The following is a 12,650-nucleotide window of genomic DNA, read 5'->3' as shown; positions in this document are numbered from 1 at the left end:
GCCCTAGGAGGTCATTGATAATGTCAGAACAACGTGTAGCGGTAATTACCGGTGGAGCGAGCGGAATCGGTCGTCAGGTCTCCCTTAAATTTGCAAGAAAAGGCGATCGCGTCGTCGTAGCCGATTATAATGAGGCTGCCGGTCAAGAGACGGTGGACATGATCAAAAAAGAAGGCGGCGAAGCCACTTTCGTTCAAGTCGATGTTTCCAAACAAGAAAGCGTCGAGGCGCTTGTGGATAAAGCGGTTGAGCTTTATGGCCGCATCGATGTCATGCACAACAATGCGGGGATTGGCGGCGCTGGACCGGTTCTCGAGCAAAATATGGATCTCTACCATCGCACCATTAACGTGAATCAGCACGGGGTTGCCTACGGTATTATCGCGGCAGGCCGAAAGATGAAAGAGCTTGGCATTAAAGGCGTAATCATTAATACAGCATCCGTATTCGGATTCCTGGCTTCACCCGGAACGTTTGCTTATCACGCTACAAAAGGCGCCGTCATCATGATGAGCAAATCCGCTGCGCTTGAACTGGCACCATACGGCATTCGTGTCGTTGCCGTTGCTCCTGGAGCAGTTGATACACCGATTATCCAAGGCTATAAAGATTCAGGAATGCTGGATTCCATGAGAGCCAAAGTCATGGGCGGAGAATTAACACAGCCTGAAGTTGTAGCGGATACCGTGTATCTCGTGTCTCTGGATGAAGCTGCTGCGATTACAGGCAGCGTGGTCATGGCTGACCAAGGCTATGCTTCATTCAAATAATTCGTTCGGTATTTAATGGCAACGTATATAGAGCATTAAACATACAGAACCTCTCTTTGGAAGGAATGCAGGCTTTAGCCTCCGTTATTCCGAAGAGAGGTTTTCTTGGTTTTCCTGTCAAAAGATTTCCTCTCTCCGCAAAAAACAGTTAAAATAGAAAGGAAATTTAAAAGACCATACATATGGTGTCAGACGACGAGTACTGGAAGAGAGGTATATAAATATGATCATTAAACCTAGAACACGCGGATTTATTTGCACAACGTCCCATCCTGTAGGCTGCGAAGCCCAGGTGCAGGAGCAGATTGATTATGTGTTGAAAAAGCCTGGCATCGAGGGGCCGCGCAATGTGCTGGTCATCGGCGCTTCAACGGGCTACGGCTTGTCCGCCAGAATTGCTGCCGCATTCGGCTCCCGGGCGAATACCGTGGGTGTGTACCGTCCCAGCCAGGCAACCGAGAAGCGGACCGCTTCGGCGGGCTGGTACAATTCGGTCGCTTTCGAGAAGGCAGCGGAGGCCGCAGGCTTAAAATCGTTCAGTGTGACGGGAGATGCTTTCACGCAAGAGACCAAAGCCAAGACGGTTGAGCTTATCCGCCAAGAGCTGGGCCAGGTTGATCTTGTGGTGTACAGTGTTGCCTCGGCGCGCCGTACGCTGCCTGAGACGGGCGAGACGGTCAACTCCGTATTGAAGCCGATCGGACCAGCCTATACCAACAAGACGGTAAACTTCCATACCGGTGAAGTGACGGAGGTAACGATTGAGCCGGCCACGGAAGAGGAAGTGAAGAACACCATTGAGGTGATGGGCGGTGACGATTGGGAATTATGGATGAATGAGCTGGCGGAAGGCGGCGTATTGGCTCCTAATGTGACCACGATTGCGTTCTCCTATATCGGCTCCGAGATTACCAAAGCCATTTACCGTGATGGGTCGATTGGACAAGCCAAGGATCATCTGGAGGCCACCGCGCTGAAATTGAACGAGAAGCTCGCTGCTGGAGGCGGACGCGCTTATGTGACGGTTAGCAAAGCATTAGTGACCCAATCCAGCTCGGCGATCCCGGTCGTTCCGCTGTACGTATCGGCGCTGTACAAAGTCATGAAGGAGAAAGGGCTGCACGAGGGCTGCATCGAGCAGATCTATCGTCTGTTCTCCGATCGTCTCTATAACGGGCAGGAAACGCCGGTCGATGAGAAGGGGCGTATCCGCATCGACGATTGGGAGCTTCGTGAGGATGTGCAGGCAGAAGTGGCCGAGTTGTGGAGCAAGGTTACGAGCGAAAATATTGAAGAATTGACGGACCTTGCCGGTTACCGCCGCGAGTTCTTCCAACTGTTCGGCTTTGAAACCGACGGCGTGGATTACGATGCAGATGTTAATCCAGTGGTCGACAATCTGAAAGCCATTTAATAAGTAAAAGCGAGTTCCGGACATGGTCCGGGGCTCGCTTTTTTTAGCTGGAATAAGACATTTGCCCCTGTGTAAGGTGTGACTTACCGAAGGATTGATGACGATTCGGGAAGTCTCTTATTCAATTAAAGGGATATAGATTTGGGCTTTAGAGGCATGTATCGAGGTTCTCAGTTCCAAGCTGTAGAGCGTCGGGTTTGGCGTAAGGCTCCGTTGTTTCAACTGCTGGATAACATAGGTATAGGATTGGTCGGTATCCTCCCGGTCGGCATGCCCTTCATGGGTATACATGGCATATTCCTGTGTCGGCAGGGTTAAACTCACCATCCGCTTTGGCGTATCACGAATCGTGGATACCTCGACTCCGGCTACATAATGATAGATCTGCTGCCGGTTCAAAACAGCTGCAATATATAAGGGACTCGATGTTTTCTTGCGGATATATGGAATTTCCCCCAGGCGGTCCTGGAGTTCCTGCCAGAGTTTTGGCTTGAGGGCTTGAGACATATAATAAGCCGTGAAAGGAAGCTTCATCTCCAGGCCGACGATCAGGGTCTGCGGTTTGATGATCCGTTGAATGGATTCATTCGTCTGCGCGGATTGTTCTCGCATTTGCCGCGATGTCAGCATGGAATAACCGCCGTTTTTCCCCTCATTAGCGTATAAAGGAACACCTAGACGAGACAGCTCGTGAAGATAGCGGAGCATCGTACGGTACGAAACCGAGAATTCTTCGGCTAACTCGCCGACGGTGAAGTTTTGCCGTTCATACACCCGCTGCATGACCTTAAGGATCCGTTCGGTTTTGGGCATGATTTCGCTCCTATGATTTTTTTATACTGTGACAGTTTCTGGCATAGTTCAAGTATATAATGAAATCAAATATAGGATAAAGGAGCATTTACGGATGACTAACGATCAACGAAACGAAGCAGCGGTTACGAGCAAGGAAGCTTTTCAGGCGATAGGATTAAAGTGGGAAGGCACATTTGCCGAAGCGGGTGCGGGCGGGATACGTGCGGTGCATCGGACGCTGCAAGAGCGGCTCGAGGAGATCCCCCATGCCTTACATACCGACTCGTTGTTGGGGTTATCTTATCACGCAGTTCCCGGCGGTGAGGGATTTATTCATTACGCGGTCGTGGAAGTGGAACAGATCGACGAAGTTCCGGAGGGGATGGTTACGATATCCGTTCCTGCTTTAACCTATGCCACTTGTACTCATCGGAAAGAGCAGAGCATCGATCAGTCCTATAACAATATCTATGCTTGGATCAAAGAACAAGGTTACTCGGAATATAACCCGGATCATTTAACGCATTTCGAAAAATATCCGATGAGTCAGGATCCTTATGCGGATGACCCCGAATTTATCATCATGATTCCCGTTCAGATTTGAGCATTTGGTGCTCACCGCACGGTATCGATATGAAGCTTATGTTCATGATCTTCGTAGCGGTGAGCAAAACATACATCGTTTCAGCGGAAATGTGCTATGCCTTTCTAACTACAGGAATCCATAACTCGTTCTTATGCTCGTCCGGAGGAAGATAGCATTCGATGGCAGGAAGCGGCGCGAGATCATAAGCATGGGATGGTATCCACTCCGTATAAAGACGCTTCCACATCTCCGCAATGCCGCTCGGATCTCCTTCCAGCTCGAATACGGCCCAAGTGGCGGCAGGGAAATGTCGCTGTATTATCGGTTCTTGAGGCGTATCCTTGGATACGACGGACATGATGTAGTCAAAATGCTCATTCCTCCCGTAGTCACCGTCTGCACAAACACCCAGTATTCCCCGGATCGGATGGTCTTGCTCACGATAGTTCCATAGCTTCTCGAAAATGCCCTTCTCCAGGGCTTCCTTCCAGAGGCGGGGAACGTCTTCATAGGCACGTTGTGTGTTTACTTGCTCCTTGAAACCGACAACGGAAAAAGCCTTCATTTCTTCGATTCTGTAATTCATTTCGGCAGCTCCTCGCATTGAGAATTGAAAGGAGATGCGGGGATAGGCCTTCAGTTTGGTGCCGGTCTGGCGTGCGGCCGTCGGCGTTGTGCCATGCATGTTCTGGAATGCACGCGCGAACGCCTCCGGGGAATCATAACCATATTTAAGGGCAAGGTCGATTACTTTGATTTCGCTGTTTTGCAGCTCATAGGCAGCCAGTGTCAGCCGGCGTCTCCGTATGTATTCGGACAGCGAAACATCCGTAATGAACGGAAACATGCGTTGAAAATGGTACACGGAGCAGCATGCGATCTGAGCAGCTTCAGCGTAATCGATCTCCTCGGTTATGTGTCCTTCTATATAGCCTATGGCTTCATTCATCCGCTGGACCCAATCCATCCGGTCATCATCCTTTCTAAGATCAATATATAAGAAGCTACGCCCAAAAGACCTAGCCGTTGCTGCACGGATATCGCTAGCCCGGTTATCTTTAGTCGGACCCTCATGCCAGTGCACGTACATAGGGAAAAATACAGCTTAGCGGTTTGGTGTATACGGATACGAATGTCCATACTTTACGAGCACATGCCACAGCTGTTTGAGATGCTGGAAGGTTTCATCCAATGTTCCCCAATCGCTCCATTCGCTTGGATCATGGTGCAGTTGAGCAGCGGCTTTGCCAATAAGGGCTGCATCCAGCATGCCCAGCGAGCCTCCAAACCGTTGATCGATCCGCTTGGCGAGCGGCGGCATGACGGGTCCCCGGAAATCATCCGGAACATCCTGTACGGCAAGGCAGAAGCCTGGATGCCAGGACAAGGTGAGGTCATACCGTTCACATAATGCATGGAGCAAATGCCCGATCGGGGAGTCTTTATAGGATGGATCGGACACTAGGGCCTCCACATCGCTGGACAAGTCGATGACACCATGGATCTGCGCTTCAATATAATCATCCAAGGAACGACCGACAGGTCCGGAGAAACCGGTATGCGATAAAGGCAGATGAAGAATGCGCTCCAGCATGGACGGAATGTCCACATTCGGGAAACCTAGGGCCGAGCCTGTGGTCTCAACTTGATGCAAGAGTGCAGCGAGAATCGAATCCCATTGACGAATGGTGCCCACAAATTCAGGACCTGCATGACTGTCTCCGAATGTAAAGGTGCAGCGGTTCAATAGGTTAGGGGATAGCACCAAAAAACAGGAACCGAAGCGGGGAGATGCACCATCGGCATAATTCATGAGATTGAGTGCTCCGTATTTCGGCCGCTCGTCGTTACGCACATCAGGCTGCTGGTAGGCACCGCCAAACAGGAGCCGTTCCCATTGGTCGCGGTCACCGCCCGGGTAGGCGGTTCGGCTTCCATTCGTCACGCTCGTGATGAACTGGTTATGATATATGCCTTCTGCCAAGAGGGATTCGATGACAGCGTGTCCGGTGGGCATTATCCGATCCGGATGGAAATTTAACGTAACACGTGCAGACTTTCCGATATGGGTTAACAGCGAGCCGATCGTTACGGAGTCTTGTTCATGTTTCCGCAAGATTTGTTCCGTCATTTCCAAAGCGACTTTTCGTTGGCCCGCCGCTGTTGATTCGACATGAAGAATCGCTTGTTGCTGCGCTTCAGATAATCGTTCGCTCATACTTGGATTTCCTCCATTCTCTCCATGCTTTCCATACTAGACAACGATCGCTATAGTTCTCATCATTTCTAGCCCACGGGCAGAGATTCCTCTATTGCTGCTGCAAATTAACGTACTTTAGGCCTTAATCGGATGGATTTACTGGGGAGGGGGATCTGGGAACGATTGCGACTGACCAGCCATCATGCTTTAATGAAACTACATAGAATCTAAGGTGATGGAGGTATTACATATGCAGCCTAATTTCAGCATTCAGGATAAAATCGCAATCGTGACGGGGGCCAGCAAAGGTATCGGTTATGGACTAGCCCAAGCGCTGGCAGCAGCAGGAGCCAAGGTTGCCGTCATGGCACGAAGCAAAGACTCGCTGGATCGATTGGTCGAGGAAATCTCTCAGGCAGGAGGTCAGGCCAAGGCCTATGAGCTGGACGTCCGGAATGTGGAGCAGATCCGAACCGTGTTTGGCCAGGTAGCCAAGGATTTCGGCCGGCTCGATATCGTGGTCAATAACGCGGGTCTGGGAGAGGGGAGGCTTGCGGAAGATATCACCGAGGATTATTGGGATGAGATGATGGACGTGAATTTGAAGGGTGTATTTTTCTGCTGTCAGGCTGCTGGCCGCATCATGCTGGAGCAGGGGTACGGAAAAATCATTAACGTCAGCTCCCAGGTGAGTGTCGTTGGGATTACGGAAGGGGCTGCCTATTGCGCCTCCAAAGGCGGCGTGAATCAGCTGACAAAGGTGCTGGCGCTGGAGTGGTCCAGCCGTGGCGTGAACATCAATGCCGTCGGTCCTACGTTCATCCATACGCCGGGAACAGCCGAGCGACTGGACTCCCCCGATTTCCGCGACGGCGTCCTGGCACGGATCCCGGCAGGGCGGATCGGTACCATTGGCGATGTGGCTGGAGCCGTTATTTATCTCGCCTCCCCGGCATCAGATCTTGTGACAGGCACTTTGCTGCTTGTGGATGGCGGCTGGACGGCACAATAAGGCTGTGTTCATGGTAGCCCATGATTTTTAACTGGAGGAATACAAAAATGGAATTTCGAACGACGATACAGTTAGGCGGTAAGACGGCAACAGGGTTTCAGGTACCGGATGAAGTTGTGGAAGGTCTCGGTTCGGGCAAAAGACCCCCAGTTACAGTCACCATCGGCAAGCATACCTATCGCAGTACTATCGCCCCTATGGGAGGCGTATTCATGCTGCCGCTTAGCGCAGAGAACCGGCAAGCAGCGGGAGTTGCAGCGGGTGACGAAGTGACCGTTCAGATTGAGCTTGATACCGAGCCACGCGAGATCACGGTACCCGGGGATTTTTCCGCGACGCTGGATCTGAACCCGGTGGCACGACAATACTTCGATAGTTTGTCCTACAGTAATAAACGCCGCTTGGTGCTGTCGATCGAGGGGGCTAAGGCGATGGAAACCCGTCAGCGGCGAATCGATAAGACCATCACGATGCTGAACGAGGGACGTTCACAGTAGAGATAGCCTGGCAATTGAAAAAAGAGTAGAGTAACATGGAGGCGCTTAAAAGGCGCCTCTTTTATACATAAAGGATCATTTAGTGGGCAAGAAAATTATATCTCAAATGTAAAATATATGATATTATTTAGAAATTACCGCCAAGAATCGACATCGTTAACGAATGGTCAATTTAGAAAGTCGGAGGTGCCTTTCCCGGCATGTTGTTTAATTCCTATCCTTTTATTTTTATATTCCTGCCGATCACGGTTATCGTATATTTTGGGTTGAATCGGTTTCGATTTAGCTTGGCAGCCAAGTGCTGGCTGGCACTTTCCTCGTTATTTTTTTACAGCTGGTGGAATATCAGCTATCTTCCTCTTCTTCTCGGTTCGATTGCCTTTAACTATTTCATCGGACGGTTGCTGCAAGCCCGTCAAGCCAACTCCCAAGACGCTTCTTTCTCCCGGCGAGGCGCCAGAGGCATATTAATTTGTGGCATTGCAGGCAATGTGCTGCTGTTAATCTACTATAAATACGCCGATTTCTTTCTCGTTAATATAGGAGCTGCAACAGGGTGGGAAGTATCTCTCCTCAATCTGGCGTTGCCGCTTGGGATCAGCTTCTTTACCTTTACCCAAATCGCATATTTGGTAGATGCCTACAAAGGGAAGGCCAGTGAGTACAATATCGTCAATTATGTGCTGTTTGTGACCTTCTATCCTCATTTGATTGCGGGACCGATCCTGCATCATGGCGAGATGATGCCGCAGTTCGATCGGGTTCGGGGGAAGCTGTGGGATTGGGGAAACGCCGCTAACGGTGTTTTTATATTCTGTGTCGGCTTGTTTAAGAAGGTGGTCATCGCCGATACACTGGCGATCTATGCCAATGCGGGCTTTGACACAGCAGCAGGCTTCGTTGACTCTTGGATCGCTGCTTTGTCGTACACATTTCAACTCTACTTCGACTTCAGCGGTTACACCGACATGGCCATCGGTGCGGCGCTTCTGTTCAATATTCGGCTGCCGCAGAACTTCAATTCACCTTATAAGGCGCTGAACATACAGGATTTCTGGCGGCGCTGGCATATGACCCTAAGCCGTTTTTTGCGGGACTATATTTATATCCCGCTCGGAGGCAATCGCCGGGGTGAAGCGATCATGCTGCGGAACCTGGTGCTGACCTTCCTGATCGGCGGTTTGTGGCACGGTGCCGGCTGGACCTTTCTGTTCTGGGGCCTGCTGCACGGTGTGGGACAAGTCATTCACCGATTCTGGGGGAAGCTCGGTATTGCGATGCCGCGTCTTCTCGCTTGGACGATCACCTTTGTGTTCATTACGGTTACCTGGGTCTTTTTCCGTGCGGAAAGCTGGGCACAGGCTATGCGTTTATTGAAGGGAATGAGCGGTTTGTCAGGCATTCATCTCTATTTGAACGATGCCATATTAGAGCCGCTAGCCATCATTGTTGTTATCGCGCCGATTGTGCTGCTCTGCCGGAATTCCTCGGAATTGTCCGTTTCCTTCCGTCCGAATTTCAAACAAGCCGTCGTATGTGCGGTTCTGTTGGTCATCTCTCTGATGTACATCACCCGCATTAGCGAGTTTTTGTATTTTAATTTCTAGGAAAGGCGGTGTTCAACATGCCAACGACATCAACGGCCACCAAGTCGGCGTCTCCCAAGTCGAGCGCAGCCGCTGCTCCTCAATCCGTTCGTATTCATCGGAGGGCAGGGAGAAGGATGCTGATTCAGTTTGCACTCGCTTCCCTCATTGTTGCACTGCTGGTCGGCTGCATGACATTTGTATTGGATCCCTTTCAGTTCTACCGCAAAGCGACCTGGTACGCTCCGATCTTTACCAGCGAGCAGCGCTACCAGAACCCGGGACTAGCCCGCAATTACCCCTATGATACCATCATCCTCGGTACATCCATGACAGAGAATTTCCTGCCGTCCGAAGTGGGGAAGGCGATGGGAGGCCAAGCGCTAAAGTTATCCATGCGCGGATCGACAGCCGATGAGCAGTACAAGATTGGGTCTCTGGCGCTTCAGACCGGGAAGGTAAAGACCGTTTTGTGGGGACTGGACTATTTTGCGCTGAAGAATCCGGATGAAGGCGCGGACGACTATTTTCCGGAATATCTGTATGACGATATCTGGTGGAATGACTATAAGTACTGGTTCAATTATTCAGCCTATGAAAACTTTGCGAGAGGGATCGTCAAAACACTCATGGGAGGCACTCCCCAAAATATCGAATATCTGTACAACTGGCACAACGAGGTGTCATACGGAAATGATCAAGTGATGAATGCCTATGATCGGGCCCGAAATACGGAATACTATTTCAGCGTGAATGAAGAGCCGATCGAGCAGGTTCAGCATCATTTCAATACATATGTGTTGTCGTTGGTAGAGGCATATCCCGACGTTGAATTTATTGTCTATTACCCACCATACAGCATCCTGCGGCAGAAGCTGTGGCAGGACACGAACCCGGCCCGTTACAGCAATCAACTGGAGATGAAGACGTGGATGTTCCAGCAGTTGAACCGTTACGGCAACACGCAAGTATATGATTTTCAGGCCGAAGTGGACTGGACGTATGACTTCTCGCTGTTCAAGGATCTTTCTCATCATTCCCAGGACATAAACTCCCGGATTACTCAAGCGGTGAGCCAGCAGGATGCCCGCTATAAGATGACCCCCGAGAATGCTGCGACCTTCATGGAGCGGTTAACCAAACAGGTTGATACAGTGCTGATAGTCGGGAAGGAAGCCCGAAGCGTGGAGGTACGGATTACCGAAAACGGGGAACCCGTCCATTTTACAAGTCGGAAGATGCCGGATGAGACGGAATTGATGGTACCCGTGAAGGAAGCGGTTAAAGCGCTCGGGTTATCGGCGGCATATGACGCAGGAAAAATAACTTTATCGGGTAAAGGTTCTGTCGCCGAACTGACGGTAGATTCAACGAAAGCTTGGGGGTGGAGCAGCCAAGAGGATCGCAAGAAAGAAGCGGCCGCAGCCGAAATTACGCTTCGGCATGCTCCTTATATCTCGGAGGGCAAGACGATGATGCCCCTCCTGCAAACGGCAGATTTATTGGGGTATCAAGTAGAGGTGAAGAAGCTGGATCATTATACGTTACAGTTTGTACTCGAGGGTCCTGCATCATAGAGATATTGTGATGGATAGGCTCCTTCGGTAATAGAAGAACCCGGTCTTGCTATAGGCAAGTTACCGGGTTCTTTGACGATTGTATTGGGTCAGGTTATTTTAATGGAACCTGCTTGGACAATGATTCAAATTGCTCCAGGTGAGGAGCCACTTTGTTTTGAATGCTCTTGAAATATTGGATCGCGGCGTCATTTTGACGCTGTTCAGCCGCCGAGTTGGCAGGGAAAATCGAAGATTCTTTGTTGATGGTGCCGTTTTTATAATGAACGCTGAACATCGTTCCGGCGGCCCAGGCTTTCTTCATGTTTTGATTGAAGCCCATGATTTCGAGCGATTCCTGGCCTTTCTTGTAGATAAAATTGTAGTCGGGATCCGCGATGGCATGAGTGACATCGTATCCGCTTTGGAAGGCGCCTGCCTGGAATGTCCCTTTCTGGATCTGATTCCATCGGACGGACCCGTCAGGCAATTTCACCTTATGCGTCAGGATGCCTTCGCCATCCATTTTGTCGTTGCTCCAGCGGCCGGTGTATACCACCTTATGTGTTTCACCTTCTTCTTGGTATTCGTTAATGTATTTACCGTTTCCGGTGCGCTTCCCGTTAATGAATTCGCCGGAATATTGTTTGCCATTTCCCCATTTGATCGTACCGCGTCCATTGGGCTGGCCGTTGGCTGCTTCACCGTAATAGGACGTCCTTTCGGAGATTTGCATCCATTCCTTGGCTGAGGCCGCATCGACGGAAACCGGCAGCGAAGTTAGTGAAGAGACCATAATCGAAGCTGAAAGTGTTAAGGTTACGGATAATGCCGTTATTTTTTTCATGAACATGTAGGCTCCTTCGTTGATATGGTTCTATTATACACTTCTCTGGAAACTTCTTCATTCCCCTATACGTCCTATATAATGAAGACGGAAGTGGAACAAGCCGGGACACGCATTCTGAAAACTGCCTTATCTTATATGATCGACAATGGGACATGCTGTCCGTGGAATGGAAGGAACTATTAGGAAGTATGATTGAGCCTATTCGGATACGGTTTAATCTTGGAGGTAAACGATAACGGGGGGAACAGGATATGACACATGAAGAAAACGCCGCAGGCTGGGACGCGATTGATGAGCAGCTGCTGAAACTGTACGGGGAGCAGGAGCCGAAACATTACGGGGCTCTAATTCCCTATGCCCTTGGAGGACCCGATCCGCTGAATGGAATCAGCGCTTATACGTCAAATGCCCCAAGTCCGCATTGGCATATGGTTACTTATGGCTTTAGCGAGCTGTATGACAAGGAATCGGACAATCTGGAGGAGAGCGGTTACGGATTCGAATTGACGTTCAGGCTGGCTAAGGGGGAGGAAGAGGAAGAGCCACCGGCGTGGGCGCTAAATCTGCTTCAGAACATGGGGAGATATGTGTTTAACAGCGGGAATGTTTTTCGCTCGGGAGATTATTTGGATGCCAATGGGCCGATCTGTCTGGGTGCCGATACGCAATTGACAGCACTCGCCTTCACCCTGGATCCCGAACTGCCGGGGATGGATACGCCGAATGGTCGGGTAGAATTCCTGCAGATGGTTGGCATCACACGTGAAGAACTCGAGGCGATGCAGACATGGAATACGCTTGGCGTATTACAGGCTTGTGCAGATTATATGCCGCAATATATAACGGATCTGGATCGGGATACGCTCCTGAATGTACCTTCGATTTTGGAAGCCGTTGACCGAGGGACAAAACAAGAGGGCTCCAACACCGGATTTCTCTACGTGAGCCAGCTGGCTTTTGAACCGGGGAAGAAGGGCTGGTTAAGTAAAACTCCGGCTACATTACAAATAGGTGCCAAGCAGGCCGAAATTATCGGGAAGCTGCTGCAGGGCCGAATTCTGAAGGATAAGAAACTGAGCCTTGTAGGTTCGGATGTTCGGGTCGTATTTGAGCCGGGAGAAGAGAGCCGCTGGACTGCGGAGGACGGAGATGTTACCCTGGTTTTGGACGATCGAACTGCGGGTGAATTCTCAAGCCGATTGCTCCCGCAGGTCAGCACCTTCGAGCTTTCTGGCTTGCAAGGAATCCGGATTGAGGTCTTGAAGACGGAAATCAAGGATCAAGAAGGAAATGTTGTACAAGTTATCGGATAGTACGGTGAAAAATAAGAATAACACAGATAGAAACAATTTCCTGTCCATATAAAATAGTTTACAATTTGAGT

General features: G+C 50.3%; 12 protein-coding genes. 8 read left to right on the top strand and 4 right to left on the bottom strand.

Annotation, left to right across the window (positions count from 1 at the left end):
- Window positions 1-20 precede the first annotated feature (20 nt).
- Complete coding sequence (locus tag MHH48_RS27550; protein WP_076324406.1) at window positions 21-770, top strand: SDR family oxidoreductase; 750 nt, start codon at window positions 21-23, stop codon at window positions 768-770.
- Window positions 771-993: 223 nt separating this feature from the next.
- Window positions 994-2,184: an enoyl-ACP reductase FabV gene (gene fabV / locus MHH48_RS27545; RefSeq protein ID WP_076324405.1), complete on the top strand. Its 1,191-nt coding sequence runs from the start codon at window positions 994-996 to the stop codon at window positions 2,182-2,184.
- Window positions 2,185-2,301: 117 nt separating this feature from the next.
- Here fabV and MHH48_RS27540 read toward each other — a convergent pair whose 3' ends face one another.
- Window positions 2,302-2,997 (bottom strand): GyrI-like domain-containing protein, encoded by a 696-nt coding sequence (locus tag MHH48_RS27540; protein ID WP_076324404.1) that lies wholly within the window; start codon window positions 2,995-2,997, stop codon window positions 2,302-2,304.
- Between the two features lie 94 nt (window positions 2,998-3,091).
- On the opposite strand from MHH48_RS27540, the gene MHH48_RS27535 reads away from it, so the two are divergent.
- Window positions 3,092-3,583, top strand: coding sequence for a GyrI-like domain-containing protein (locus MHH48_RS27535; RefSeq protein ID WP_076324403.1), 492 nt, complete (start codon window positions 3,092-3,094; stop codon window positions 3,581-3,583).
- A gap of 94 nt (window positions 3,584-3,677) precedes the next feature.
- Here the strand turns inward: MHH48_RS27535 and MHH48_RS27530 are convergent, their stop codons facing one another.
- Window positions 3,678-4,532, bottom strand: a complete 855-nt coding sequence (locus MHH48_RS27530) for an AraC family transcriptional regulator (RefSeq protein WP_076324402.1) — start codon at window positions 4,530-4,532, stop codon at window positions 3,678-3,680.
- A 138-nt stretch (window positions 4,533-4,670) separates the two neighbouring features.
- Window positions 4,671-5,783: a DUF3626 domain-containing protein gene (locus MHH48_RS27525; RefSeq protein WP_076324401.1), complete on the bottom strand. Its 1,113-nt coding sequence runs from the start codon at window positions 5,781-5,783 to the stop codon at window positions 4,671-4,673.
- Window positions 5,784-6,015: 232 nt separating this feature from the next.
- On the opposite strand from MHH48_RS27525, the gene MHH48_RS27520 reads away from it, so the two are divergent.
- The 4 genes from MHH48_RS27520 (at window position 6,016) to MHH48_RS27505 (ending at window position 10,437) form a co-directional block, all read left to right on the top strand.
- Window positions 6,016-6,777: a glucose 1-dehydrogenase gene (locus MHH48_RS27520; protein WP_076324400.1), complete on the top strand. Its 762-nt coding sequence runs from the start codon at window positions 6,016-6,018 to the stop codon at window positions 6,775-6,777.
- 47 nt (window positions 6,778-6,824) lie between these two features.
- A complete protein-coding gene (locus tag MHH48_RS27515) occupies window positions 6,825-7,274 on the top strand; it encodes a YdeI/OmpD-associated family protein (protein WP_076324399.1) in 450 nt (149 codons plus the stop codon).
- Between the two features lie 200 nt (window positions 7,275-7,474).
- Window positions 7,475-8,881, top strand: a complete 1,407-nt coding sequence (locus MHH48_RS27510; RefSeq protein WP_076324398.1) for an MBOAT family protein — start codon at window positions 7,475-7,477, stop codon at window positions 8,879-8,881.
- 17 nt (window positions 8,882-8,898) lie between these two features.
- Window positions 8,899-10,437, top strand: coding sequence for a copper amine oxidase N-terminal domain-containing protein (locus tag MHH48_RS27505; protein WP_083659758.1), 1,539 nt, complete (start codon window positions 8,899-8,901; stop codon window positions 10,435-10,437).
- Window positions 10,438-10,531: 94 nt separating this feature from the next.
- Here MHH48_RS27505 and MHH48_RS27500 read toward each other — a convergent pair whose 3' ends face one another.
- The gene (locus tag MHH48_RS27500) at window positions 10,532-11,263 is read right to left on the bottom strand and encodes a hypothetical protein (RefSeq protein WP_076324396.1); all 732 of its coding nucleotides are present in this window, start codon (window positions 11,261-11,263) and stop codon (window positions 10,532-10,534) included.
- A gap of 254 nt (window positions 11,264-11,517) precedes the next feature.
- Between MHH48_RS27500 and MHH48_RS27495 the strand changes: the two genes are divergently transcribed.
- Window positions 11,518-12,579 carry a suppressor of fused domain protein gene (locus MHH48_RS27495; protein ID WP_076324395.1) on the top strand — a complete coding sequence of 354 codons (1,062 nt, stop codon included), beginning with the start codon at window positions 11,518-11,520 and terminating at the stop codon, window positions 12,577-12,579.
- Window positions 12,580-12,650 lie beyond the last annotated feature (71 nt).

This window comes from Paenibacillus sp. FSL F4-0100 (assembly GCF_037993005.1).
In the GTDB taxonomy this organism is placed as follows: domain Bacteria; phylum Bacillota; class Bacilli; order Paenibacillales; family Paenibacillaceae; genus Paenibacillus_AQ.
This window is presented reverse-complemented; position numbering and strand designations above follow the sequence as displayed.